The organism is Parabacteroides sp. PF5-6 (assembly GCF_029504695.1).
In the GTDB taxonomy this organism is placed as follows: domain Bacteria; phylum Bacteroidota; class Bacteroidia; order Bacteroidales; family Tannerellaceae; genus QVMG01.
Genome location: NZ_JAQFIN010000004.1, coordinates 360,913 through 387,738, shown reverse-complemented (window position 1 = coordinate 387,738; position 26,826 = coordinate 360,913). Strand labels below are relative to the sequence as shown.

The following is a 26,826-nucleotide window of genomic DNA, read 5'->3' as shown; positions in this document are numbered from 1 at the left end:
TATCTATCAAATCATCCCATTAACCAAATGCAAAAGACAAAACTCCTCCTTCACACATAAAAAACGCTTTGATATATTGCAGACAACTCATTTTAATACCACCCCGGATTCTTGTGAAAATGCCATTCAATGACACTATGATATGTTAAAAAGTGTTCCTATATATAGTACGAGCGCATACTATATATAGTACGGCGCCATACTATAGGTAGTACGACGAAATACTACCTATAGGGTAACAGAATGTCAAATCGGATCTCCAAACTATCTTTGCTTATTAAAGACAGTTATTCGTTCCAATTCTTATTATCACCTTATGTTGTGAGTAGCTTTCAAAATCGTATCTTTGACATATTACAGACAGCTTTAAGGCGGGGAAACTCGCCTTTTTTTGATAATTACCTTTTCTAACCGAATACATTCAACAAGAAACAATTGATTTAAGAAACAATTTAAAAAAGTCAGAGGAGTACGATGTCACACGTAAAGGTTGCACTTTTAATTTCTACCAGAAAAAGCTCTTGATATCGTATTTTCTTTCTATCTTGCTGGCCTGTTTGCTTTGGGCAGCAGGGAGGTTGGGTTATTATTTACTTAAAAACTTAAATGGTCAATGAAAGGATTAAAGATTTTATTATTTGTTATTGCAGCGAGCTTGTGTGTGGTGGCTTGCAAAAAGACAGAGAAAAACACGGAGGCTGCCGAGACAACTACCCAGGTAGCGACGACGGAGACTACCTCAGAGGCGAATGCTGCGGATGAGCGCGGGTATATCGTCAGCGTGGGGGAACAAGCGCCGGACTTTAGGATTGAATATGTGGATGGTACGTCGGTCAAATTATCCGAATTGAAGGGGAAGCTGGTGATGCTGCAGTTTACGGCCAGTTGGTGCGGGGTTTGTCGTAAAGAGATGCCGTATATTGAAAAGGATATCTGGTTGAAACACAAAAACAATCCGAACTTTGCACTGATCGGGATTGATTTGAAAGAGGATAAAATGACGACTGCCAAGTTTGCCGAAGATATGAAAGTGACTTATCCAATCACATTGGACTTGGATGGGGATAAATTTTCATTATTTACCGCTCCGAAGGCCGGCGTGACCCGCAATATTATCATTGATAAAGACGGAAAGATCGTTATGCTCACCCGTTTGTTCGAGATGGAAGAATTCAATGAGATGGTGAAGTTTATTGATAATTACATGGACAACAATTTCTAAAAAATAGCTTCGAACAGAGTTTTTCGTTTTTTTACTTGCATCATACAGGATTTTCTTTTGCCGCTACATCGGCGTACTACTACGCCTTATGCAGGAGTCAGAGGAGACCGAATGGGTACGGAGTGATAGGTTTAACATTGTTGCCTGTCTCGGCTGTATGATGTAAGTAAAAAAATGAAAAACTATGTGCGGAATGATAGGTTTATCCCTGTTTGCCGTTTTGCATTTGTTAACATCCGCCATTTAACGACCAAGCCGCCGCCTTCCCTAAAAAGGCCGGCGGGGTTTTCCAAAAGGCCGGCAGCTCTTCAGAAAAGGCTGCCGGCCTTTTGGTAATCGCCGGCAGCCTTTTCTCTATTATACGAATGAAAATATGGCTGAAGGCATTTATCCACAGCCATACATATTAGAATACAAGAGGTTAAAGCCCACTGAAGGATGAATTTGATTTCTCAAAACCCGGCGAAGTGGGCCTTTTCAATCTAAAAAGGGCTTTAGATTTAGTTTCGTGGGCCGCGCGGTTCTTTACTCAGGATGTCCTGGTATTTCTTGAATTCGTCGGCGGAAAGGATTTTCTTGACTTCAGCATCACGTTCTTCGTTGAATTTCTGCATCTTTTCACGCATGGCATCGCGATCCATCGTGCCGGAGTCGCGCATGCTTTCCATCTCTTTTCGCATCTTTTCCATCGAAGCATTTTGTACTTCGCGGAACTTTGTCGCTTTCTCACCCTCGAGTTTCAACTCTTTCACATAGTTTTCCACACGCTCTTTCATCATCTGCTGCATATCACCGCGACCTTGAGCGGACATACAGACCGTACCTAACACCATTAACGCACAAATGAAAATCACTTTTTTCATAACTTATTGAATTTATTGAATGAAACAATCAAAAAATGCTCCCCACAACCAATGCTTTAGACCGCATGAAAGTCATTTGGTTTAAACACTTCTTTTTTTTATCGTCGGTCGTTCAGCTTGAGGAACGGAATGACCAGGTAGGCGGGAATGCAGCAGATCATGACCCAGATGAAGAAGTGCTGGTAGCCGATTTGTTCCTGGATCCAGCCCGAGACCATGCCGGGCAGCATCATGCCCAATGCCATAAAGCCGGTGCTGAGCGCGTAATGGGAGGTTTTGTATTCGCCCTCGGCGAAGAGCATGAGATACATGGTGTAGGCCGTAAAGCCAAAGCCGTAGCCGAACTGTTCGATGCCGACGCAGATGTTCACGGTCACAAAGCTCTCGGGCAAGGCATACGCCATATACAGATAAACCAGATTGGGCAGGGAGATAGCGAGCGCCATCGGCCAGATACATCTTTTCAAGCCGTAGCGGGAAAGGGTGATTCCACCGAGAATACCACCCAACAACAGGCAGATCACGCCAACGATACCGTATGCCATGCCCACCTCCGTCGTTGAAAGTCCAAGCCCTCCGGCTTCCGCTTTATCGAGCAGGAACGGGGAAGCGAGCTTCAATAGTTGCGATTCACCCAAGCGGTAGGTCAGCATAAACAGAAGCGCGAAGCCTATGCCCTTTTTGCGAAAGAATGAAGCGAAGGTATTGCCAAATTCCTTAAGGATATGGGCGGCCGAGAGGTTGAGGCGCGCCGCGTCGGTCTTCGGATACGGCAGGATAAACCGGTGCCAGAGTGAGAGGGCGATCATCAATCCGGCAAGGATAAAGAAGGTAATGCTCCAGGCAAAAGGAATCCGGCCGGTCAGCTCTTCCAACGTACCGGCGATCATCACCAACAAGCCCTGCCCCGTCAGCATAGCAATACGGTAACAGGTATTGCGGATCCCGATAAAGAAGGCCTGCTTCTCTTCGTCGAGTCCCAGCATATAAAAACCATCGGCAGCGATATCATGGGTAGCCGAGCTAAACGCCATCAGCCAGAAGAACGCCAGTGTCGCCTGCAGATAGAAGTCCATCGGGATCATAAAAGCGACTCCCGCCATGCCTCCTCCGATCAGGAGTTGCATCGCCCAGATCCACCAGCGCTTGGTACGGATCAGGTCCACGAAAGGACTCCACAGCGGCTTGATCACCCAGGGGAAATAAAGCCAACTGGTATATAAAGCGATCTCGGCATTCGAGACTTCCAACTTTTTATACATCACCACCGCCAGGGTCATGACCACCACATAAGGCAGACCTTCGGCGAAATAGAGGGAGGGAACCCAAGACCAGGGGGAATGCTTTTTCATGTTTTGAAAAGTAGTTGGTACTAACTACTTTATAGATTTATTGAGAAGCGATCCGCATCCTGCCAAGCCGGGAATTTCTCACGCAGTTTGCTTAGTTCTTTCTTTTCCAACGTGCAGGTGCGGGTGATCTCTTCCCGTTTGCCGGCATCGGCCAGTTTCTTTCCTTTGGGACTAAAGACCATCGAGTCGCCCCGATAAACAAAGCCTTTGCCGTCGATACCTACCCGGTTCACGCCACAGACAAAAGCCATATTCTCCATCGCGCGTGCCTGAAGCAAGGTTTTCCATACCCGCTTACGGGCTTCCGGCCAGTTAGCCACATAGATCAACAGATCGTATTCTTTGTCTACATTGCGGCTCCAGACGGGGAAACGCAGGTCGTAGCACACCTGCAGGCAGATGTTCCAACCTTTATACGCGACGATCGTGCGCTCGCTGCCGGCCGTGAAGTGTTGATCTTCCTCCGCCATACGGAAGAGATGCCGTTTATCATAATAAGAAGCCTGCCCCTCGGGCGTGATAAAGAAAGCCCGGTTGAAATACTTCCCGCTTTCTTTCACGATAAAGCTACCGACCACCGCCAGTTTGTATTTCTTCGCCCAGCCTTTGATGGTAGACACGGTAACGCCATCCATCGTATCGGCCAGCTTCTCCACATTCATGGAAAAGCCGGTCGAAAAAGCCTCCGGCAAGACGGCGATATCGGTTTTCCCACTCACCCGGCGAAGCAGTTCGCCGTAGTATCCCAGGTTCTCGTCTCGGTCTTCCCAAATGATATGGGATTGTATCATGCTGATACGTAAGTTGTGTTCCATGGTTTGAATTGATTTAAGTTTTTTGTTTCCCGGAGTTTACTCGATATCGACAAAGTTATCCGGTTTCTTTCCTTTCACCCCTTTGTAGTACGATCGGATCTGCCGGATATCGGCATCCGCGTCGCCCGTAGGGTGAAAGACACCTTTGATGCCGACTTCTTTCTTTCCGTAATCGAAATAGGCCATCAGGATCGGTACGTTGGCAGCCAGGGCAATGTAATAAAATCCTTTCTTCCATTCCTCCGCCCGTTTGCGGGTTGCTTCCGGCGTGATCGCCAATTGGAAGACCTGACGATTATTAAACTGTTCAACCATCTGCTCGGTGACCGACGTGCGTTTGCTGCGGTCAATAGGAATTCCACCCAGCGCGTTGAAGATCAAATTGAATGGAAAGAAAAACCATTCCTTCTTGATCAGAAAGCTGGCCGTACAGCCAATGGCCGTATACACGATTTTACCCAACGGGAAGTCCCAGTTGCTGGTATGCGGAGCAACGCAAATCACACATTTGGGGAGTTCCACCCCTTCCAACGGCCCCAGTTTCCATCCCATCACGTTCAGGATGGCTTTACTTAAGGCTTTTCTCATACTTCTTTCCCTTTGCTCAGCGTTTCAATGCCGCCAACAATCGCTTGAATTTCTTTTTGCAGATCTTCTTCCAGCTTTTTATAATATTGTTTAACTAACTTTTTGTTCTCCTTCGCATCGGGTTTGGCCGCACGCTGCACAAACTGATCCTGCATCTCCAGGATCCGTGCCAATAGTTCATCGCTCTGATCCTGATCGATTCCCGGAACCAGCATCTTTGCCACCAATACTTCCGTAAACAATTCGCCGGCTACATAACCGATATCTCTCTTTAAGTTTCTTCTTTTAGCCATCTTTTTCGTATTTTTAATATCGACAAAGATAAAAACAAAGTCATTAATCCACGTGTTTATCAGGGGAAAAACATAAAAATAGCTTATCTTTGTGCACTGAAACCGTCAGAGACGAATTAAGATCAATATGAGTAAAAAGATAATGACACCCGACTATCTGTTCGAAAGTAGCTGGGAAGTCTGTAACAAAGTGGGAGGAATTTACACAGTTCTATCAACAAAAGCACAAACATTACAGAAACTATTCAACGATAAAGTCATCTTTATCGGACCGGACGTATGGGGCGACGCACCCATCGCCGATTTTATCGAAGACAAATCCTTGTTTGCCGAATGGCAGCAACACGCTGACGAAGAGAACCACCTGCGACTAAAGGTGGGACGCTGGGACGTGCCGGGCAAACCACCGGTCGTACTGGTCGACTTCAAACCGCTTACGGTTGATCGCGACAGCCTCTTCTTCCATATCTGGCAAAACTACCAGGTCGACTCCATGCATGCCTATGGCGATTACGACGAGTCGTGCATCTTCGCTTATGCCGTAGGCAAAGTGATCGAAAGTTTCTATGGCTTTTATAAGCTCGACGACAAGAAAGTCGTGGCCCTGTTCAACGAATGGATGCTGGGCATGGGCTCCTTATACATTAAGAACCGGATCCCGGCAATCGCGACAATCTTCACGACACATGCCACTTCCATCGGCCGCTCTATTGCCGGCAACAACAAAGCGCTCTATGCTTATCTCGACAATTACAACGGAGATCAGATGGCGCGCGAACTGAATATGGAAGCCAAGCACTCATTGGAGAAACAAGCGGCGCACTATGCCGACTGCTTCACGACGGTCAGTGAGATCACCGCCCGCGAATGTACCCGCCTATTGGACAAAACACCGGATATCGTTACCCCGAATGGTTTCGAACGCAACTTCGTGCCCTCCGGCAATGCCTATACGGCGAAGCGGAAAGAGGCGCGCCAGACCCTGATCCGCGTAGCAGAGAAACTACTCGGCTGCCCGATCGATCCGGAGGCCCTGTTGGTATCCACCAGCGGACGCTATGAATACCGGAACAAAGGCATCGATGTCTTTATCGAAGCGATGAACCGGGTACGCACTTCAGGCCGCCTGCAAAAAGAAGTGGTGGCTTTCATCACCGTACCCGCCTGGACACGTGCCGCCCGCGCCGACCTGCAGGAAGCGCTCGAGAAGGATATCAAAATAACGGCCCCCATGCAGATGCCTTTCTCTACCCACTGGCTCCATCAGATGGAAGAAGACAAGGTGATCAACTACCTCTTGCATGCCGGATTTACCAATGCGGCGAGTGAGAAGCTGAAGATTATCTTCGTTCCCTGCTACCTGGACGGGAAAGACGGCATCTTCAACAAGACCTACTACGACATCCTGATCGGGATGGACGCTACGGTCTACCCTTCATACTACGAACCTTGGGGATATACACCGCTGGAAAGTATTGCTTTCGGCATTCCGACGATCACGACCAACCTCGCCGGCTTCGGCATGTGGGCGCTCGAACACCTGTCGGGAGAGCGGATCGAAGACGGTGTAGCCGTTGTCGAACGCACCGACTTCAACTACTTTGATGTGGCCGATGCGATCAGCAACCATATCCTCACCCTGACGAATAAGAATAAAAAAGAGATCAATGCTATCCGTCAAGAATGTCAAGCCCTGGCCGGAAAAGCCGAGTGGCGTGAATTTATTGCTTACTACCAACAGGCGTTCGCAATCGCTTGCGGAGATAAACAATAAGAAAGTGCTCCCCGCCAACTCTTAATTGGCAAGATAACACTATATTTGTCCTGTTTTTCCCCAAAAGAGATAAACAAGACCAAGAATTTGATTTAGAAACTATTTATAATCTCATAAGTAATGAAAATTAAGGCAAACAGTGCGAATAGCCCTATCTGGAAAGAAGTTTATTCACATGCGAAATTACCGAAACAGTTGAACCCGCTATTCGAGATGGCTCACAACCTCTGGTGGGTATGGAATCACGAAGGCGCCAAGCTATTCGGAAGAATAGATGAAGACCTTTGGAAATCAACTGAAGGAAACCCTGTCCTCCTACTGCAACAATTGACCTATAACAGGATCGAAGAAATAATTGCCGACAAAGCATTCATGTCGGAGATGAACCGCGTCTATGCGGATTTCAAAGCATACATCAATCAGAAACCGGATCAGACCAAACCGTCGGTCGCTTACTTCAGCATGGAGTACGGATTGACCAATGTGTTGAAGATCTATTCCGGTGGCTTAGGTGTACTGGCGGGCGACTACCTGAAAGAAGCCAGCGACAGCAATATCGACTTGACAGCTGTCGGCTTCCTTTATCGCTACGGCTACTTCACCCAATCGCTGGCCATGGACGGACAGCAGATTGCCAACTACGAGGCGCAGGACTTCAACAGCCTGCCATTGACACAGGTCAATACTTCCGACGGCGAACCTTTCGTCGTTGAAGTACCCTTCCCCGGCCGCACAGTATTCGCCCATGTCTGGCGATGCGATGTTGGGCGTGTGCCTCTTTACCTGATGGATACCGACATCCCGCAGAACAGCGAATGGGACCGTTCGATCACGCACCAACTCTATGGCGGCGACTGGGAAAACCGTATGAAACAGGAATACCTCCTGGGGATCGGTGGGGTGATGATGCTCAACAAATTGGGTATCAAGAAACAGGTGTACCACTGTAACGAAGGACACGCGGCACTGTTGAACGCGCAACGCCTGGTGGACTACATCCAGAACGACGGACTGAACTTCAATCAGGCACTGGAAGTCGTACGGGCCTCCGGACTCTATACCGTGCATACGCCGGTTCCGGCCGGACACGACTACTTCGACGAAAGCCTGTTCGGTAAATATATGGGCGAGTTCCCCGGCAAACTGGGTATCAGCTGGCAGGACTTTATCGATATGGGACGCGAAAATCCCGGCTCGAACGAGAAGTTCTCCATGAGTGTCTTTGCCTTGAACACCTGCCAGGAAGCCAATGGCGTAAGCTGGTTGCACGGCAAGGTATCGCAGAAGATGTTTGCCCCCGTTTGGAAAGGTTACTTCCCCGACGAGCTGCATGTGAGCTGGGTGACCAACGGCGTACACATGCCGACCTGGGCAGCAACGGAGATGAAACAATTCTATGCGGAGAAATTCCCGAAAGAGCTCTTCTCCGACCAGTCGAACAAATCCCTTTGGGAAGCGATCTATAAGATTTCCGATCCGGAGATCTGGGGATTGCGCAAGACATTGAAACGCAAACTGATCCAATATATCCGCGAACAATACCGCGGCAACTGGCTGAAGAGCCAGGGCGATCCCTCGAAGGTAGTCTCTATCCTGGAGAAAATCAATACGAACGCTTTGTTGATCGGCTTCGGTCGCCGCTTCGCCACCTACAAACGGGCGCACCTGTTGTTTACCGACCTGGATCGTTTGGCTAAGATTGTCAACAACGAAAAATACCCCGTACAGTTTATCTTTACCGGGAAAGCGCACCCGGCAGACGGTGGCGGACAGGGACTGATCAAACATATCGTGGAGATCTCCCGCCGTCCGGAGTTCCTGGGTAAGATTATCTTCCTCGAGAACTACGATATGCGTCTGGCGCGTCGCTTGATCGCCGGTGTCGACGTATGGTTGAACACACCGACCCGTCCATTGGAAGCTTCGGGCACCTCGGGCGAAAAAGCAGAGATGAACGGTGTACTGAACTTCTCCGTGCTCGACGGATGGTGGTACGAAGGATATAAAGAAGGCGCCGGCTGGGCACTGACCGACAAACGGACCTACGAGAACCAGCAATACCAGGATCAACTGGATGCCGCTACGATTTATCATATCCTCGAAGACGAGATCATCCCGACATTCTTCGAAAAGAACGAAGAGGGATACTCGCCCCGATGGATCCAGTATATCCGCAACTCCATTGCCCAGATCGCTCCCGACTACACGATGAAACGTATGTTGGATGATTATATCTCCCGCTTCTACAATAAATTAGCTACCCGTTCGGCCCTGTTGAAAGACAAGAACTACCAGAAAGCCAAAGAGATTGCCGCCTGGAAAGAGGAAGTGGCCGAGCATTGGGACAGCTTCGAAGTGGAATCGTTCACCAGCACCCCGGATATATTCACCGCGCAAGGTCCGGTGGTCGGCGAAGAATACATCACCAAGGTAGTGATCAACCGCCACGACTTGAAAGGCATGCTGGGCGTAGAGATGCTCGTCATCCGCGAGAACCCGGAAACCCATGCCGAAGAGATGATCAATATGCATCCGTTCAAATTGGTGAAAGAAGAAGGAGCGCGCTTGTATTTCGAAAGCAAGATCACCCCGGACACCGCCGGCCACGTACGCTTAGGCTTCCGCGTCTATCCGGAAAACAAAGACCTGCCACACCGCATGGACTTTGCTTATGTACGGTGGATCTGATCGAATGATTAATTATTAATGGTTAATTATTAATTATAAGAGATAAGGAAGGGATGAGCTTACGGGCTTGTCCCTTTCTTTTTGGGGTATCTTAAGAGTAAATAACACAAGGGCTGCCGGGTCTGGGAAGTATTTATTGTATTTTTGAAGACAAATCTGAATAGACTAATTATGAGAACTTCTTTTCTGTTGATTTTGTGGTGCTGTGTGATGATGGCTTCTCCCCTTTATAGCCAGGTCAAAGGGAAGATAACCGATAGCTCCGGCGAGCCGGTGCCGAATGCGGCGCTTTATATCCGGGAAGTGACGCAGGGCATTATGGCAGACAACCAGGGTGAGTTCCAGATCAACCTGAAAGAAGGGTCCTATACGTTTGAATTCAGTTCATTGGGTTATGAACGATTGAGTATTTCGGTTGTAGTAGATAAAAAGCCCGTTACCTTAGCCGTCGAACTGGAGAAGAAGACGTATTCACTGCCCGAGGTGGTCGTCTCCTCCAAGCGCGAAGATCCTGCTTATGCCGTGATGCGCAAAGCGATCAGTATGGCTCCTTTCTATCTGCATCAGATCAAACGTTACGAGTCGGAAGTCTACCTCAAAGGCACGATAAAAGTGGAGAAGATCCCAAGTATATTGAAGATACAAGCCGGCGGGCAGTCGTTGAAAGACATACAGAACAAGCTTTTCCTGATCGAGTCGCAAAACCAGGTACGCTTTACGGCGCCGAATAACTACGAGCAGCACGTGGTGGCAGCAAGCAGCAACCTTCCGGAGGAAATAGATGTGACCGACGCACTGGATGTGATCACCACCAATATCTACGACCCGGAAGCGATGGGCCGCATCTCCCCACTCTCCGCACAGGCCTTTTCTTTTTACAAATTCCATCTGGAAGGCATCACCTTCGAAGGCAACCACATGGTCAATAAGATCCGCGTGACCCCGAAAAAGAAAAACCCTAAGCTGGTGAGCGGCTGGTTGTATATCATCGAGAACAGCTGGAACGTGCAAGGCGCCGACCTGGCAGCGACCGAATTCGGCGTGACCCTCCGCTTCACCGCCTCCTACAACGAGATCAAACCCTACGCATTCCTGCCTACGGCTTACGATATGGATCTGAAGATCGATGTGATGGGCGTGAAAGCAACCGGAAAATATTATTCTTCCGTGCAATACAAAGAGGTGGAACTGAATGAAGAACAAGGCGTGATCCGCTCCAAGACCGCGACGCGCCCCGTCGTTGCGCAGGAGAAAACGCTGACCGCCAAGCAACAAAAAGCACAGCAGAAAATAGACAAGCTCAATGCCAAAGAAGAACTCTCCAACCGCGATGCTTATAAGATGGCCAAATTGATGGAAGAGATGGTCGAGCCTGAAGAACGACGGAAAGAGAAAGAGTCGCTCGAGCTATTGCCCGGCAATACGAGCCTCAAACTGACAGTCGACAGCCTGGCGAAAAAGCGCGACTCGCTCTATTGGGAAGAGGTGCGCGCCCTGCCCCTGCGTACGGAGGAACGGGAGAGTTTCAAAACATTGGACAGCCTGAAGTTGCTGACCGACGATCAGGGACAACGGGTGATTACCGCATCCGTCGGCGCCGGCAGCAGCGGCGACTGGTGGGGAGGCAAGCAATATCAACTCGGCAAGAAAGGCTATTTCCGGTTTAACGGTCTGATTGGGGCGGTGCCCGAATACAATTTCGTCGATGGTGTCTGGCTGGGTCAGCGATTGACGATGGGCATGAACGAAAAGAAATACGGATTCTCCCTCTCCCCTTCCGTTTATTATACCACAGCACGCGAAGCGATCAACTGGCAGATCGACGGCAACCTGTATTATGCGCCGCTGCGGAACGGTTATCTTTCCCTGTCCGGTGGGAATACATCCACCGACTTCAGTAAGGACGGTGAACTGCGCCTACTCAACTCCCTCTCTTCCCTTTTCTTCGGCGAGAACCCGATCCGGTTCTATCAGAAACGTTATATCGAAGCAGTCAATCGCATCGATATAGCCAACGGATTGGTTTTTATGGCCGGCTTCTCGGTGGAAGACCGAAACGCGTTACACAACAATCTATCGTACAGCATCTTCAGCGGTCCACCCCACGCGAATACGCCCAATGGCCAGGTGATACCGATGGAAGACAACCGCACCACCAAATACATGGCTTACCTGGAATATACGCCCCGCCATTATTATCACCTGCAGGGCGGCCGCAAACGATACGCGCATTCGAAGTTCCCGACCTTCGCCCTGGGTTATGTCAGAGGTATCAGCAACCGATTCAGTAATTATCACCTGATAGACGCCAGTATCCGGCAGCAGATCGAACTCAACCCGTTCGATTACTTGAACTATACCCTCAGCGCGGGAGCCTTTATGGACGGACATCCCGGTGCCTTGCCCGACTTCAAACATTTCCGCACCAGCGAATTGTTTATCACCGGCAACGCTTTGGAAAACAGCTTCAGCCTATTGGACAACTACCAGTATTCCACCAACCGACGCTGGCTGGAGGCCCACCTGACCTATTCGACGGCCTACCTGTTGATCAAACATATCCCGTTCCTGCAGAACTATATGTTCAATGAATCGTTGCACGCCCGTACGTTGTGGATCCCCGGCAAGAACCATACGGAACTGGGTTATTCAATCGGCATCCGCAACGTTGGTAATATCGGCCTCTTCGCCGGCTTCGAAAACGGCAACTACGACGGCATCGGCTTCACCATCGCTATTCCGATACTGCGGGAGATGGGGGTGAGATAAATAAAAAAAGAAGAACATGAATAAAGAACCTTCTCAAAGCAGAGTATTTACCATCACTGATTTTGTATTAGGAAGCTCGTCGGAAAAAGATAAGATCCGGGAGGGTGAATTATCTATCTATGGCGGAATGGCCATGTGTACCTGTACAAAAGGCACATTCCGTTTTAGCACCCAGAAGAAAGACTATGCACTTAGCCAAGGGCAGATCTTTACGCTCTTGCCACGCCAAACCATAAAGGTGATCTCGCAAAGTAGTGATTTCTTCGGACAATTATTGGTTTTCCCGATCGATTTTATGCCCGATTACCTCTCACCTATCAATTACGAAGTTATTTTTCGGATGATTGAGGACCCGGTATTATCGGTATCGCCGGAGACGATGCGATCCATCCTTCAAATGCACAGCCTGATTGTTGAGAATTACAACAGCAAGGGCAAAGCGTATAAAGAAGAGATTGTAAAAGCGATGTTGTTGGCGGTAGTCCTGGAGGTCGGTTCCGAATACGCCAAACACCAGCAGACACGCCTGCCGGCAGTGAAAACCCGAAAAGAAGAGCTGACCGAAACATTTATCACCCTATTGCTTACCCATTATAAACAAGGACATCATGTCGCTTTTTATGCCGATAAAATGTCGATAACCCCCAAATACCTGTCGGCGACAGTAAAAGAAGTTATTGGATTAGGCGCTTTGCAGTGTATCAATGAGGTCGTTATTGCAAAAACCAAATCATGCCTCCGAAGCAGCCAGCTTACCGTACTGCAGATCTCGGAAGAATTCAACTTCCCTAACGCTTCCTTTTTCGGACGTTATTTCAAACAACATACCGGGGAAACACCGCTTCAATATCGCTATCGTAACCAATAAAACAAGCGAGAGACTACCCCTACCTTAAAAAGGAAAAATCGGACATATCTATCGCCGGAACGGTCGGCATCGCCTACAAAGACCTCCGTATCTTTGCCGCTTCTATTTTTTGCGACAATGATGAGAATATATTTATTTATCTTTCTTAGCCTGCTTACTGTTCAGGCACATACTCAAACCGTTCTGACGTTGAAAGAATGTCTGGCAATTGGTATTGAAAACAATCTGTCCTTGGAAGGCCGCCGGAAAATGATACAAAAAAACAGGTATGGCGTATCCGAGAACCGGGCGAGGCTGTTGCCCCAGATAAACGGCTTTGCCAATTACACGAATAATTTCGATCCCCCGGTTTCAGTTACCGACGGTTCTTCGTACGGCACACCGTATAACGTAACCCATACCTTGCAATACAACAGCAACGCCGGGTTGCAACTGCAAATGCCGCTTTATAACCAAACGCTCTACACATCCATTTCGATTGCCAAGACGGTAGAAGAGATCAGCCTGCTCTCCTATGAGAAAGCTCGGGAAGACCTTATCGTGCAAATAAGCAAAATGTATTACCTGGGACAGGCTACGGTGGAGCAGATCGCATTGATCAAATCGAATATCGCCCGCTTGGAAGAACTGAGAAATATCGCCTTGGCATTCTACGACAACGGCATGGCGATGGAAGTCGACATCAAGCGCGTCAATATCAACCTGGAGAACCTGCAGGTACAATACGATAATTCGCAAGCCATATTGGAGCAACAACTCAATATGTTGAAATACATTATCGACTACCCGGCGGAAGAAGAGATCGCATTGCTCCATGTCAATACGGAAAATATCGCGACCGTTCCCCTTACCGGCTTACCGGAAGACCTCTACGAGATGCAGCTCCTGAGTTCGCAAAAGCAACTCGCCGAGCAACAGAAAGAGATGATAAAAACCAATTACATCCCCTCGTTAAGCCTGACGGGCAGCTGGATGTATTCGGCCTATACCGATAAGTTCAAGAACTGGTTCCATTCAGGACCCTCCAATCACTGGTACCGCTCCTATGGGCTGGGGCTGTCACTGCGCATTCCCATCTTCGACGGGTTGGAGAAGAAACAGAAAACAAGGCAAATACGAATGGATATTGAGAAGATAAGCCTGGAACAGGAAGACCTGCGGAAACATCTCAACACCCAATACCTCAATGCCCGGAACGATATGATGAACAACCTGCGAAACTTCAAGCGGCAGAAAGACAACTACCGGGTAGCCGAAGATGTATATGCCGTCACCACGGAGCTCTACCGCGAAGGCATCGCTTCGATGATTGAGGTATTGCAAGATGAAATGCAGATGGTGGAAGCGCAAAACCACTACATCAGCGCGCATTATAACTATCAGGTAGCCAACCTGAGCCTGTTGAAACTGACCGGGCAGATAAATACATTAGTCGAATAAAAGAAAGAAACAGATATGGAAGATACAACACAGAAGAACACCCATCCGGATAAGGTCAAGAGATTAAAGAAACTGCGCCGTTGGCAAATCGTAGTCAGCATATTGGGCATAACGATCATTGCCTGGGGACTGTTTCAGGTCATCTGCCTCTTCTTTAATTATAAACGTACCGAAACCAGTAACGACGCGCAAATCGAACAGTACATCTCGCCCGTCAACCTCAGGGCATCGGGTTATATCAAGAAGATCTATTTCACGGAACATCAGGCAGTGCAAAAAGGAGATACACTACTGGTTCTTGACGACAGCGAATACAAAATCCGTGTAATGGAAGCCGAAGCGGCACTGAAAGACGCCGAAGCCGGAGCGACGGTTGTGGGCGCCACTTTGCAGACAACGCAGAACACCGCCTCGGTCTACGACGCCTCTATCGCCGAGATAGAGATCCGTTTGTCTAAACTGCAGAAAGACCTGCAACGCTATAAGAATCTGGTTGCCCGCAATGCCGCTACGCCTATTCAGCTGGAACAGATAGAGACGGAATATGAAGCGACCCGCAAAAAGCTCGAAGTAGTGAAGCGACAGAAAAAGGCGGCGCTCTCAGGCGTAGACGAAGTGGCTTTTCGCCGTAAGAATACCGAAGCCGCCATTCAGCGGGCTACGGCAGCCTTGGAGATGGCCAAACTCAACCTTTCCTATACGGTGGTATTGGCTCCAAGTGATGGTAAACTCGGCCGTCGGGCTTTGGAAGAGGGACAGTTCATTTCAGCCGGACAGACGATTACCTACATCCTGCCCGACGGACAGAAATGGGTCATTGCCAATTACAAAGAAACACAGATCGAAAACCTTAACCTCGAACAAGAGGTAGAGATCACGGTCGACGCCATCAGCGACCGGACATTTACCGGCAAGATAACCGCCATATCGGGTGCTACCGGCTCTAAGTTCTCTCTGGTGCCGACCGACAACTCGGCCGGTAACTTCGTGAAAATACAACAGCGTATTCCTGTGCGCATCGACTTCACCGATCTGCCCGACGAAGACAATGAGAAGTTGGTGGCAGGCATGATGGTAGTCGTAAAAGCAAAACTATAAGAGAAGGTGGCGTTTTACCCGAAGAACTATCCGTTTTATAACTGGGTACCCAAACCTCTGGGTATCCTTATCTTGTTGTTTCTTTTCCTGCCTATCCTTTCTATCGGGGGCGTTTACTCGGTCAATAGCGGCGAGATGATGAGCGGCTTAGGCATTGTGTCGGAGCATATCCAGTTTGCCAACTTCGTAACCGCCATCGGCATGGCGGCTTTTGCTCCCTTCTTCTACCAGTTGGTTCGTATCCGCCGACAGAAGATGATGTGTATCATCGGCTTCTCACTCATGTATATCTTTAGTTATATATGCGCGAAAACCGACAGTGTCTTCCTATTGGCTCTTTGCAGTCTGTTGATGGGTTTCCTGCGCATGGTATTGATGATGGTCAATCTCTTTACCCTTATCCGATATGCCTTCGGCATGGAGGCCACCCGCAATATCACACCCGGCATGGAACCCATAGATGAAGAAGGATGGGATAAGCTCGATATAGAGAAAAGTGCGAGCCAACCTATCATTTACCTCTTCTTTATGATATTCGGGCAATTGGGTACTTCGCTCACCGCCTGGCTCGCCTACGAATACGAATGGCAGTATGTCTATTATTTTATGATGGGTTTATTGCTGCTCTCTATCCTGATTGTCTTTATCACCATGCCCTACCGGAAGTACCTGGGACGCTTCCCGATCACCTTCCGCAAGTTCGGCAATGTAGTGGCTTTCTGCATCACACTTATCTGCATCACCTACGTATTGATTTACGGCAAGACGCTCGACTGGTACGACGACCCCACGATCCGCCAGGCAACAGCGATCGGCATCCTCTCCGCCGGCGTATTTCTCTATTTAGACGGACGCCGGCATTTCCCTTATTTCCTCTTGAGCATCTTCCGCTTGCGGACAATCCGCGTGGGCATTATGCTTTACCTGATGCTGATGATTGTCAATTCGAGCGCTATGTTTGTCAATGTGTTTACTAATGTAGGCATGAAGATCGACAACTACCAGAACGCCACCTTGGGCAACTGGAGCATCGCAGGCTATGCGATAGGCGCCATCCTTTCTATTATACTCGGTGCGAAGAAGGTGCATTTTAAGTATCTGTTCGCACTCGGCTTCTTCATTATCGGACTGTCGGCAGCCTTTATGTATTTCGAAGTGCAGAGCGCCGGCCTGTACGAGCGCATGAAGTATCCGGTCATCATACGCTCCGCCGGCATGATGATCCTCTACGCGCTGACGGCGGTTTATGCCAACCAGCGGATGCCGTTCCGCTACCTCTCGACCTGGATTTGCATCATGCTCACCGTGCGTATGGTCTTAGGACCGGGCATCGGCACGGCTGCCTATACCAATCTCCTGCAAGAACGCCAACAACACTATATTACCCGCTACGCCCAGAATGTAGACGCCATCAACCCCGACGCCTCCGCCTCCTATAGTCAGACATTGCAGGGAATGCGCTACCAGGGCAAGAGCCGTACGGAAGCCGAAAACATGGCGGCCCTCTCGACTAAAGGGCGCGTTCAGGTGCAGGCCACACTCTCCGCCCTGAAAGAAATGGCAGGCTGGACGATCTACGCCTGTCTGTTTTGCATGGGGGTTGTTTTATTTATGCCGTATCCCAAGCGAAGATTGGATAGTGGACTTGCCACCTCCAAAATAACAAGTATAAAAAAACGGCAGCCTCACTAAAAGCTGCCGTTTCTTTTTATATTGTAGATCTATGGATTTAGAAGCGATACGCCGCACCGATAGTCGGAGATAAGGCGGTCACCTCGTAATGGCCTTCAAACTTATTGCCGGTCAGGGCATCGGTATATGAACCGTCGCGGCCGAAGCCGGTGATATAACCAAAACCGAAATCGACGGAAAGACGATCGACCGGACGGAAGCTCAATCCGGCGGTGATGCCTAACTTATTCATACTGGGTGTCTCCGGATTCAGATAATCATCTTTGACCGGGGTCTCATCCAGGTAAGCACCGAAGCGCAGATCCAGACGGCTGGTGGCCGCGAACTGGGTTCCCAAACGATAGATGCGGGTATTTTTGTATTCTTTCGGCGCGTTGATACTGTATCCGCCTTCCAATACTTCTTCGGTGAACTGCACATTCAGGGTTTTGTATGCACCCCAGCCCACGAACTGTACCTCACCGGAAAACAACCAACGGTCGTTCGCTTTATAAGTCAGCCCCACATGGTAATTATCCGGCAACGGCAATTCCGCTTTGAAAGTTCCTTTGTTCAACGGAGGGATGGGGATCGGATTACTTCCCGTGGCCGCTGTAGCGATCTGGATCAATTGTTGCAACATCGCTTCATTGGCATAAATCATTTCGGCAGTGCCTTCGTTCACTTTCATCCGCACCTTCGAACGGTAAGAAGCTCCAAGCGTCCATTTGTCAGTAATATCCCACATCAAGCCGAAATTGATGCCCATCCGTATCGGTGCATTTCCGGAAAGCGTAGTCGCAGCCACCTGAGTGCCCTTGAATGCATCCAGGATCTGTGCCACCTGAGGCACTGCCGCTCCCAACGGAGCCATCTTTTCATTTAAGTAGTCGCCCGACAATAACGAACGGCTCAACTCGAAGTTACCGAATACAAGCATCGCACCGGCACCAATACTGAAATTATCCGTCACCTTCCACGAAAGGGTCGGCTGAATAGAAAACGATTTAAGCGAGATATCCTGAATCAGGGAAGCTCCGGCCCAGTTCTTTCCCCAGTCGATTGCGCTTCCATAGGGATTGGTCACGCTGATACCGGCCGACAGGAAGTCGTAGATCTTGAATGCGCCATAGAAATACAAAGGCGTACTGGCCTTCTTCTCCGTCTTATGTGAATAGCTCCCGTTGGAATATTTCGCATCGGGGAATATCGCAAATACCCCCGCGGACAGATCCAGCGTATTCTCCATAAATCCTAATCCCGCCGGATTGAAATGCATACTCTCCGCACCCAGCTTCATGGCAACGCCCACATGGCCCATCCCGCTCTGCTTGGCGCTCTGCGAATTGACCTGGTAACCTTCTGCCGCCATATAAGTCAATGGAAGCACACACAGACATACAAGTGTAATAATCTTTCTCATACAATATTAATTCGTTAGATAAAGACCCGCCTTTACGTAGGCGAGCGGCGGCAAAGATATATACTTTTGTTAAATAATTGCACGTTTCAATAGATATTGTGCAACAAATTAAAAAACATAAACAGATAAAAGAGGAAAGAACAGGAAAAGAAAAGCAAAATTCGAGGGACTATTCACTTGTTGATAACTATCAACAGATCTGTTGACAATTGTCAACAAATGTGTTGACGGTTATCAACAAATAAATATTCCCGCCATTAAGGAGAAACACTCCCGCCGATCCGGCTTGAAGTAGAGGCCGCTTTGCGGATCGAGAGGGCAGACTGATAATATGTCTGTATTTTCAGGTTTTCCGGATTTTCTTCCAGGAGTAATGCCATTTCTTTCAGGAAGGGATAGGCACCGATAAAAATATCATTCCGGCTTTTTACCGGTGTGTCGATGGGGCTCTGACGGAGGGCTTGTAATAATTTTCCGCGATTTTCTACCCAACGCTTATGACATGTCGCGTGTTGCAGGATGGTGAGGTATTTATCGGCTAACGCCACATTTCCCATTTTCAGGTAACTATCGATCAATTGGCGCAGGCATTGAAATGTCATGCCGTTCCTAGTCTGAATGGCCATTTCGAACAGCTGATGAACCGATTCGTTGTATATGCCCAGGTTTTTATAGAACAGGCTGTTGAACAGGCGGGCTGGAGGAGTCGTTGCCCTGTAAAAATAAAAACATTCTTCACTGGCAGGATTCAATTTGAACAAATGATCGGCTAATCTCCCCTGTTCCGACAGGGCAAGAAGCACATATCGTTGCAAATTGGGATTATATAAAGCTTCTTCCGGTGTGATCCGATTGAGTACATAATTCCACTGAGAAGCGATAGCCGCCTGCTCAATACCTATTAATTTTTCCCGCTGACGAGTTGATGGGCAGAAAACAAATACAAGAATTACAGTAAAGAGAATCAATAAAGCGTAGACATACGGCAATGCCGGTGGTACCTTTATGGGCTTAATGACTCTTCCGGCAGACCGGCAGACGAATAAAACAATCAAAACAAACAAGGCTGTACCCAAGACGCAATAGACCGGCAACAATAAGCTGGGTGTATAGAGTTGCATAAACAGGAACAGGCTGGCCGGGAGAAAGAAGATCCACGCGTTTTGCCCATTATTCAACCAATAAAACAGATAGTCGAAAAGCGACAGGAATAAAGCAAGAAAAGCCGTTTGCATCAACGCGCCCACCTCCCGCCAGCGATAAAACTGGGAGAGATAATCGGCGATCAAAGAGACGATTCCTCCAAGGCGGGAGAGCTTCATCGCCCGGTAGTCCGGCGTCCAGACAAAAAAACTGTTGGCCTCTATACTGCCTAACGTTTCCGGATAGACAAAGCACCACAGATGATAGACTATCACAAGGAAACCGATTTGATATTTCAGATTCTCTTTCATTCCGGCCTTTCAGTTTAATCGAACAAAGAAGCGACCTCACGGCGGTCCAGCCGCACTTCTCCCTTGACAAATTCCGGGATATTATAGGATCGCATCCGCAGGGCATTCTCTTCAGGATCTTTCTGCGGCAACAGAAAAGGTTTGCCCAGGCCACCTGCTTCCGTCACTGCCGCAATATAAAGACGGGTATATCGTCCATCGATACGACGGCTACTGAATATGATCCATTTCCCATTGGAAGACCAGGAATGGTAACTCTCCGTATCTTCACTGTTTATAACAGCGGTATCTATTTCCTCTCCGTCGCTAAGCCGGATCATTTTCAAATCGGCTTCTTTATGCCAGATCGGAAAGGTAGCACAGTTGGCCTCCGTATAAAGCAGATATTGCCCATCAGGTGAAATACGAGGAAAAGAAACGCTTCCCCCTTTATCTGCCGGATGATAAAGCGTATCAACCCGCTCTCCCAATGTTCCGTTTGCCTCATCAAAAGCAACCCGACACAAGGCATATTTCAGGGATTTATAGGCAAACGGCATCTCTCTGGCCTCTGCCCGACAGAAATATAAATATTTCCCATCCGGCGAAAAGGCCGGGAATGTTTCAAACTGACTTTCTTCTGTAAACCGGGGATCAGATAAGACTTCATCCTTTTTTATATCATATACAATAAGGTCTGAAGACAGATCGTAAACCTCAGTTGGCGTTTGTCCGAAATGATAAAAAGATTGATGGGTTTCATTACTGGAAAATGCGATATAATTCCCCGACGGGTGCCATACGGGATAGGTTCCCGGTTTCTTGGGGCCAAGTTCGGCAAGGTCTACACGCCGTAGGTTGTTGTTTTCCATCAATACGGTCGTTCCGTTTTTTCCCCGTGCATGAAACATCATATTTTCAGGAGAATAATGATGAAAGGAATGGCAGTTGATACATCCGTCGTGATTTTCTTTATTCGTCAGGATCACTTTCTCATTGAAAGAAGTCAGGTCGCGCTGATAGATCCCCATTTCGTTCCATAATTCATAGCCGGGTTCAATCAAGCGATAGGCGATCCAGGGATCTATTCCGTGTGCAGAGACAGAAATCGTAAAGGGCTTATAAACGACGCCCTCCGGCTGATCTTTTGTCCAGGCGGAAACGGTCACAGTCAACTCTTCTCCGGCGTATAAATGAAGCCATTCTGTCCATAGTTTCCGGGGGATCTTCAAAGATGATTTTCCGTTCAGGGTTTTCAGTTCTTCGCCGGCATGGCTAAATACCACTTTGATATGAGATGCCTCTTCTATCCCGAAGTTCAACGGTGCGATATTTGCAGGTATAGTCACAAATGTATAATCCGGAAATATAGGCGGATAGCTGTCACTCGCCAAGGAAGCATCTTTTGGAGTGCAGCAAACGAGAAGTAAAATGATAAAGGCAAAAACTACATGACGCATACCGTATAAACAGATAAAAAAACAATAAATGTACGATCCCGGCTCCCCGCCAGAAAAGGAGGAGAGCCAGGATAGTTTTGTTATTATGGAAGGCTGTCAATAGCCTGGATTCTGTACCAGATTCGGGTTCAACTCCATCTGTGTCAACGGAACAGGCAACAGTTCATTATGCGATTTGAAATTGTACGTTTCTCCGCTAACAACACTTTTACCCGTGATTGCCACATTATAATCACCATCAGCATTTAATGTTGTCGTCACATCCCCGTCATAACGAAGGATATCAAATCCGGCCAGCGTCGAAGTTAATAGACCCCAACGCTTGAGGTCCGCCCGGCGAAGACCTTCCCCGGCAAACTCGACACGACGCTCGCGACGAACCAGTGTGCGCAGCGAACTCTGATCGGCGTATTTGCCGGTATCCACATTCGGCATACCTGCCCGGTTACGCACCCTATTTATACATTCGATCGCTTCACTCAGATTCTGATTCAATTCGATATGACACTCCGCAATGGTCAGGAGGACTTCCGCGTAGCGGAAAATCGGAAAATGCAAACTTGCCGTGTTCACATCACTGAATTGGTCGAGGTTCTGCAAGAACTTCTTCACCTGAAGGCCTGTCTTGCTCGCGTTATCGGCATTGATACCGTAGTCGTCGTTCTTATCGCCGTTGGCAAAATACTGAAGCAGGGAGTTATAGCAACCACTATAAGTGTTTTTGTAGTTGTCATGATAAATCTGTCCCGGATACAATACACTTGCACGCAAACGGGGGTCGCGGTTGATAAACGGGTTGGATTCATCGTAATCACCGTCGCGTTTGGCTTCTTCGATCGTACGCCCGTCGCTCATCTCATACGATTCGACCAGGTCTACTGTCGGCACAACGGAAGACCACCCTCCAATCATATTCGGCATAAAAGGAGGCAGGTAAAGATCATTGGATGTACTTTCCAGATAGCTATGACTCAGGATCGTTTCACTGTTATATTGGTTCGCCACCAGAAACGCATCGGCATAACTCATGGCGGGCATCGCGAACTGTCCGCTTTCATGGATCGATTTGGCATACGTCAAGGCATTTGTATAGTCGCCCTGATAAAGATAATAGCGCATCAATAACGCTTCGGCCGCCTGTTTGTTGATACGTCCCTGTGCTGTTCCATTTTTGTTGGGCAGATGAGGGATACACTCTTTCAGTTCGGAAACGATAAACTCACGGATCGTCGCCACATCGGTGCGCGCCAGTTGCGCTTCTTCAGGCGTTTCCAACACATCAGTAAAGAAAGGAAAGTCGCCGTATTGTTCTGTTTTCCAGAAATAGAACATCGCACGCAGCGTACGCACTTCCGCTTTGTACTGGTTTTGTTTTTCGGTCGTACTCCAGTCTACCGTCGCCTCATTGGCCAGATATTCATTGCAGGAACGGATATCCAGGAAATTAAAGAAGCTCGTTCCAGTATCACTGGTTTGCATATTCCCGCTAGCGATCGGTTTGTAGCCTTCCCAACTGAAATAATTAAACAAGTTGTCCGATGTCGTATCCCAATACATCATATTATATCCGCCATAGATCGGTTCCAGGCGGTTGTAGCAGCCCACCATTGCCAGGTAGGCGTCATCTTCGGTTTGCCAGAAAGTAGACGGGGATAAGGCATCTACCGGATATCGGTCAAGGAAGTCGGAACAACTTGACATGAATACGGGCAAAACAAGTATTATATTAATTAAAAATTTCTTCATTTTATACCTCCTTAGTTGATTAGAATGTAAGATTTAATCCGAATGAATTCACCACAGTTTGCGGATAAGCATTTCCACGTCCGGCAGGCGCTTCCGGATCCCATCCGTCGAGCATTCCGGTAAGCGTAAACAGATTCTGTCCGCTATAGTAAATCCTCAACCGCTGAATGCCGATCTTATCCAAAAGGGATTTAGGGAACGTATAACCGATCTGCAGGTCTTTCATACGCAGATACGAAGCATTCATCACCCAGATATCCGAATGTTCCGTATTGATATCCGCATTGGAAGTAGCCAGGCGCGGGTATTTGGCATTCGTATTGTCTGGCGTCCAGCTGTCTAACCACAGATTGTGGGGCTTGGAAGTCGACGCGCTCAGTCCGCCCCTTCCTTCCGAGACGATGCTCGACACCTTGGCGGCGCCCTGGAAGAAAGCGATCAGGTCGAACTGTTTATAGGTCAGTCCGAAGTTGAAGCCAAACGCGATCTTCGGATCCGTAGAACCCTGGATGGTTCGGTCTTCGGCCGTCACCTTGCCGTCGCCATTGGTATCGACGTATTTCACATCGCCGATCCGGCGGGTCTTGGAGGTAAAACCATATTCCGCCCAGTTATCCAGCTCCTCCTGTGTTTGGAAAATACCGGCAGTTTCGTAGGCATAGATACTGTTCATCGAATGACCTACCCAGTTGACAGCGGTATAGTTGTCGATACCGGTGACATACTCATATTCGTTTGTGCCGATATTCAGTACTTCATTCTTATTGAACGCCACGTTCCCACCGAAGTTAAAGCCGACATCCCCGAATTTATCATTGTAAGCGACCGATAGCTCGATCCCGGAGTTGCGGATCTTCGCCAGGTTGGCAAAATAGCTGCTCAGCGCGTAGGTATTCGGCGTGCTCATCTCCATGATCACACCCGAAGTGGTCTTGTTGTAGTATTCGGCCGTGAAAGAGACCTTATCCAGCAAAGCGATATCGATTGCCGCGCCCCAGGTGGTAGTCTCCTCCCATTTCAGGTCGGAATTAACGGCGTAATAGGTATGCGCACCCGATTCCAAAGAACCACCCAACACATAGTCTTTACCCAGCGTCATGGTCGACACGGTCGGGTAGTAGTTCGAATAGCCATCGCTATCGAGAATTTCCTGGTTCCCCAATTTACCCCAGGAAGCACGCAGTTTCAGGTTGTTCACTTTATCTTTCAGTCCTTCGAAGAAGCCTTCTTCCGAGAGACGCCATCCGGCGGAAACGGCCGGGAACGTTCCCCAGCGGTTATCTTTCGAGAAACGCGACGATCCGTCATGGCGGATATTGGCTTCGAAAAGATATTTCCCGTCGTAGTCGTAGTTCACACGCCCGAAGTAAGAGATCATCGCCAGCTCACGGGTGTACCCTTCCGCCTTGGCGGTTGAGGCCGAACCGGCGTTCAGGTCGGTCAGCGACGTGTTCGGATAACCGCTCCGGTACGAATAGCTATACTTATATTTATACAGCTCGGAATGGAAACCGCCCAATACACCGAGGTTATGCTTGCCGAAAGATTTCTTATATTCCGGCGTCAGGTCGAAGGTGATCCGGTCGTAGTCTTTGCCGGTGATCGCTTTCGAGGTGGTTCCCTGCGCGTAGGTCGGGTTGTATTGTATACGCTTGGTGTATTTGTCGGTCTCTTCCATCTGCAGCTTATAGGCGACTTGCGCTTTGAGCGACAGGGAAGGCAGGAACTGATACTTCGCCGAACCGACAGCCATCAGGTTATGTACTTTCCGGTTCTGCGTACCACCGTCCTGTATCCACGCCAACGGGTTACCGTCCGAGACAGCGCCGTAAGTGCCATCACTATACTGGCCGACCACCATCGGCGAGATACGGTTCAACAAACGCAGAATCTGGGCCGTGCTCCCGTCCGAATACGAGCCAACGGGCGAATTGATGTCCTGCTGGGTATACGCCATACTGAAACTAGTCTCCATCTTATCCGTCGGTTTCATATCCAGGTTCAGGCGCATATTGTACTGGTTCTTGTTGTAGTTGTCGATGATCCCGTCCTGTCCCTGATAGCCTAAGGAAGCCATATAACGCGCCGCGTCGCTTCCACCGCTCACATTCACATTATGCGTCTGCTGGAAGGCCGTTTTGTAGACCAGGTCGTGCCAGTTGGTATTCGGATAGTTCTCCGGATCGGAGCCATCCTTGTATTTCCGGATCTCTTCCGCGGTATAGATAGGGCTACTGCCTTCGTATTCCAACGCGGCATTCCAATATTCGGCGACCTGCGCCGAAGAGAAATACTCCGGGATGCGGGTGGCTTGGGTAAAGCCGAAGTTGCCGGAATAATTGATCGACGTCTTGCCTGTCTTTCCGCGTTTGGTCGTGATCAGGATCACCCCATTGGCCGCTTTCGATCCGTAAATAGCTGCCGAAGCCGCGTCTTTCAGTACCGAAATAGTCTCCACATCATTGGCATCGATATCGTTCATCGTGGATTCCACGCCATCCACAATAACCATCGGATCGGCCGAGTTTAACGTACCGGTACCCCGCACCCGGATCTTTCCCGTATCCGAACCGGGCTGGCCACTACTTTGCACAACACTCACCCCAGGCAATAAGCCCTGCAAACCGGAGGAGACGTTCGTGATCGGGCGGTTTTCAAATAATTTATTGTCCACATTGGCGACCGATCCGGTCAGGTTCACTTTCTTCTGTGTTCCATAACCGACCACCACCACTTCTTCCAGCTTCTGGGTGTCTTCACGCAAGACAATCCGGAGGGAGGATTGCCCGCTGTACGGGATTTCCTGGGTAAGGTATCCAATGTAAGAGACCTGGATAATGTCACCCTGTTTCAGATTATTCAACTCAAAGTTACCATCGAGATTGGTAACCATACCGTTCGTTGTTCCTTTCACAATGACTGAAGCCCCGATGATCGGTCCGTACGCGTCTTCCACCACCCCTTTCACGGTGGATTGTTGCAGGGCTATGTGAACAACGGGTAAGCTGGACTCACCTGCCGCGTACATGGCCTTTCCGGAACAAATCGTTGTCAATAGCAGCAGTAAGGAAACTGGTCTTACGATTTTCAACATACTCATTCGTTTTTGTTTATAATAATATTAAATTACAAAAATTGACGGATTAAAATACTGGATAAAATTACCGGGGTTACACTTATTCTCCTAATCTTATCTGTGAACGACCCAAATCCAATCGTGAAAACATCATTTTTATCGGTAAAAAAGGTAATCCCAGGTGGGCACACTACTCGTCATGACCAATGGTATGAAAAGCCCATTCCCCCATATTCTGAGAATACTG

At 48.6% G+C, this 26,826-nt stretch carries 18 protein-coding genes; 8 read left to right on the top strand and 10 right to left on the bottom strand.

The window, feature by feature from the left end:
- Positions 1 to 613 precede the first annotated feature (613 nt).
- On the top strand, positions 614 to 1,222 hold the full coding sequence (locus tag M2133_RS07370; protein WP_277465383.1) for a TlpA disulfide reductase family protein: 609 nt from the start codon (positions 614 to 616) through the stop codon (positions 1,220 to 1,222).
- Between the two features lie 500 nt (positions 1,223 to 1,722).
- Here the strand turns inward: M2133_RS07370 and M2133_RS07365 are convergent, their stop codons facing one another.
- The 5 genes from M2133_RS07365 to M2133_RS07345 form a co-directional block, all read right to left on the bottom strand.
- A complete protein-coding gene (locus M2133_RS07365; RefSeq protein ID WP_277465382.1) occupies positions 1,723 to 2,085 on the bottom strand; it encodes a hypothetical protein in 363 nt (120 codons plus the stop codon).
- A 98-nt stretch (positions 2,086 to 2,183) separates the two neighbouring features.
- Entirely contained in the window at positions 2,184 to 3,437 is a 1,254-nt protein-coding gene (locus M2133_RS07360; protein WP_277465381.1) for an MFS transporter, read from the bottom strand.
- A gap of 29 nt (positions 3,438 to 3,466) precedes the next feature.
- On the bottom strand, positions 3,467 to 4,252 hold the full coding sequence (locus tag M2133_RS07355) for an amidohydrolase (RefSeq protein ID WP_277465380.1): 786 nt from the start codon (positions 4,250 to 4,252) through the stop codon (positions 3,467 to 3,469).
- A gap of 36 nt (positions 4,253 to 4,288) precedes the next feature.
- Complete coding sequence (locus M2133_RS07350; RefSeq protein ID WP_277465379.1) at positions 4,289 to 4,840, bottom strand: lysophospholipid acyltransferase family protein; 552 nt, start codon at positions 4,838 to 4,840, stop codon at positions 4,289 to 4,291.
- Positions 4,837 to 5,133, bottom strand: a complete 297-nt coding sequence (locus tag M2133_RS07345; RefSeq protein WP_277465378.1) for a hypothetical protein — start codon at positions 5,131 to 5,133, stop codon at positions 4,837 to 4,839. Before M2133_RS07345 ends, M2133_RS07350 begins: the two co-directional genes overlap by 4 nt.
- A 127-nt stretch (positions 5,134 to 5,260) precedes the next feature.
- Between M2133_RS07345 and M2133_RS07340 the strand changes: the two genes are divergently transcribed.
- The 7 genes from M2133_RS07340 (at position 5,261) to M2133_RS07310 (ending at position 17,462) form a co-directional block, all read left to right on the top strand.
- Positions 5,261 to 6,907, top strand: a complete 1,647-nt coding sequence (locus tag M2133_RS07340; RefSeq protein WP_277465377.1) for a glycosyltransferase — start codon at positions 5,261 to 5,263, stop codon at positions 6,905 to 6,907.
- A 120-nt stretch (positions 6,908 to 7,027) separates the two neighbouring features.
- Positions 7,028 to 9,595 (top strand): alpha-glucan family phosphorylase, encoded by a 2,568-nt coding sequence (gene glgP / locus M2133_RS07335; protein ID WP_277465376.1) that lies wholly within the window; start codon positions 7,028 to 7,030, stop codon positions 9,593 to 9,595.
- A 171-nt stretch (positions 9,596 to 9,766) separates the two neighbouring features.
- Positions 9,767 to 12,364 (top strand): DUF5686 and carboxypeptidase regulatory-like domain-containing protein, encoded by a 2,598-nt coding sequence (locus M2133_RS07330; protein WP_277465375.1) that lies wholly within the window; start codon positions 9,767 to 9,769, stop codon positions 12,362 to 12,364.
- Between the two features lie 16 nt (positions 12,365 to 12,380).
- The gene (locus M2133_RS07325) at positions 12,381 to 13,232 is read left to right on the top strand and encodes a helix-turn-helix domain-containing protein (RefSeq protein ID WP_277465374.1); all 852 of its coding nucleotides are present in this window, start codon (positions 12,381 to 12,383) and stop codon (positions 13,230 to 13,232) included.
- 117 nt (positions 13,233 to 13,349) lie between these two features.
- Complete coding sequence (locus M2133_RS07320; protein ID WP_277465373.1) at positions 13,350 to 14,672, top strand: TolC family protein; 1,323 nt, start codon at positions 13,350 to 13,352, stop codon at positions 14,670 to 14,672.
- 15 nt (positions 14,673 to 14,687) lie between these two features.
- A complete protein-coding gene (locus M2133_RS07315) occupies positions 14,688 to 15,770 on the top strand; it encodes an HlyD family secretion protein (protein ID WP_277465372.1) in 1,083 nt (360 codons plus the stop codon).
- Between the two features lie 6 nt (positions 15,771 to 15,776).
- Complete coding sequence (locus M2133_RS07310; protein WP_277465371.1) at positions 15,777 to 17,462, top strand: MFS transporter; 1,686 nt, start codon at positions 15,777 to 15,779, stop codon at positions 17,460 to 17,462.
- A 37-nt stretch (positions 17,463 to 17,499) separates the two neighbouring features.
- Here the strand turns inward: M2133_RS07310 and M2133_RS07305 are convergent, their stop codons facing one another.
- From M2133_RS07305 to M2133_RS07285, 5 genes are all read right to left on the bottom strand, one after another.
- Complete coding sequence (locus M2133_RS07305; RefSeq protein ID WP_277465370.1) at positions 17,500 to 18,864, bottom strand: outer membrane protein transport protein; 1,365 nt, start codon at positions 18,862 to 18,864, stop codon at positions 17,500 to 17,502.
- 257 nt (positions 18,865 to 19,121) lie between these two features.
- Positions 19,122 to 20,318, bottom strand: a complete 1,197-nt coding sequence (locus tag M2133_RS07300; protein WP_277465369.1) for a DUF6057 family protein — start codon at positions 20,316 to 20,318, stop codon at positions 19,122 to 19,124.
- A 14-nt stretch (positions 20,319 to 20,332) separates the two neighbouring features.
- Complete coding sequence (locus M2133_RS07295) at positions 20,333 to 21,646, bottom strand: hypothetical protein (RefSeq protein ID WP_277465368.1); 1,314 nt, start codon at positions 21,644 to 21,646, stop codon at positions 20,333 to 20,335.
- Positions 21,647 to 21,853: 207 nt separating this feature from the next.
- Positions 21,854 to 23,458 carry a RagB/SusD family nutrient uptake outer membrane protein gene (locus M2133_RS07290; RefSeq protein ID WP_277465367.1) on the bottom strand — a complete coding sequence of 535 codons (1,605 nt, stop codon included), beginning with the start codon at positions 23,456 to 23,458 and terminating at the stop codon, positions 21,854 to 21,856.
- A gap of 64 nt (positions 23,459 to 23,522) precedes the next feature.
- On the bottom strand, positions 23,523 to 26,597 hold the full coding sequence (locus tag M2133_RS07285) for a TonB-dependent receptor (protein WP_277465366.1): 3,075 nt from the start codon (positions 26,595 to 26,597) through the stop codon (positions 23,523 to 23,525).
- Between the last annotated feature and the right edge of the window lie 229 nt (positions 26,598 to 26,826).

Excerpts from the sequence above, each read along its gene's own strand:
- M2133_RS07345 (WP_277465378.1), bottom strand. The coding sequence starts at position 5,133 with ATGGCTAAAAGAAGAAACTTAAAGAGAGATATCGGTTATGTAGCCGGC.
- M2133_RS07330 (WP_277465375.1), top strand. The coding sequence starts at position 9,767 with ATGAGAACTTCTTTTCTGTTGATTTTGTGGTGCTGTGTGATGATGGCT.
- M2133_RS07305 (WP_277465370.1), bottom strand. The coding sequence starts at position 18,864 with ATGAGAAAGATTATTACACTTGTATGTCTGTGTGTGCTTCCATTGACT.
- M2133_RS07290 (WP_277465367.1), bottom strand. The coding sequence starts at position 23,458 with ATGTCAAGTTGTTCCGACTTCCTTGACCGATATCCGGTAGATGCCTTA.
- M2133_RS07360 (WP_277465381.1), bottom strand. The coding sequence starts at position 3,437 with ATGAAAAAGCATTCCCCCTGGTCTTGGGTTCCCTCCCTCTATTTCGCC.
- M2133_RS07315 (WP_277465372.1), top strand. The coding sequence starts at position 14,688 with ATGGAAGATACAACACAGAAGAACACCCATCCGGATAAGGTCAAGAGA.
- M2133_RS07365 (WP_277465382.1), bottom strand. The coding sequence starts at position 2,085 with ATGAAAAAAGTGATTTTCATTTGTGCGTTAATGGTGTTAGGTACGGTC.
- M2133_RS07340 (WP_277465377.1), top strand. The coding sequence starts at position 5,261 with ATGAGTAAAAAGATAATGACACCCGACTATCTGTTCGAAAGTAGCTGG.
- M2133_RS07320 (WP_277465373.1), top strand. The coding sequence starts at position 13,350 with ATGATGAGAATATATTTATTTATCTTTCTTAGCCTGCTTACTGTTCAG.
- M2133_RS07370 (WP_277465383.1), top strand. The coding sequence starts at position 614 with ATGAAAGGATTAAAGATTTTATTATTTGTTATTGCAGCGAGCTTGTGT.
- M2133_RS07355 (WP_277465380.1), bottom strand. The coding sequence starts at position 4,252 with ATGGAACACAACTTACGTATCAGCATGATACAATCCCATATCATTTGG.
- M2133_RS07300 (WP_277465369.1), bottom strand. The coding sequence starts at position 20,318 with ATGAAAGAGAATCTGAAATATCAAATCGGTTTCCTTGTGATAGTCTAT.
- M2133_RS07350 (WP_277465379.1), bottom strand. The coding sequence starts at position 4,840 with ATGAGAAAAGCCTTAAGTAAAGCCATCCTGAACGTGATGGGATGGAAA.
- M2133_RS07325 (WP_277465374.1), top strand. The coding sequence starts at position 12,381 with ATGAATAAAGAACCTTCTCAAAGCAGAGTATTTACCATCACTGATTTT.
- glgP (WP_277465376.1), top strand. The coding sequence starts at position 7,028 with ATGAAAATTAAGGCAAACAGTGCGAATAGCCCTATCTGGAAAGAAGTT.
- M2133_RS07285 (WP_277465366.1), bottom strand. The coding sequence starts at position 26,597 with ATGTTGAAAATCGTAAGACCAGTTTCCTTACTGCTGCTATTGACAACG.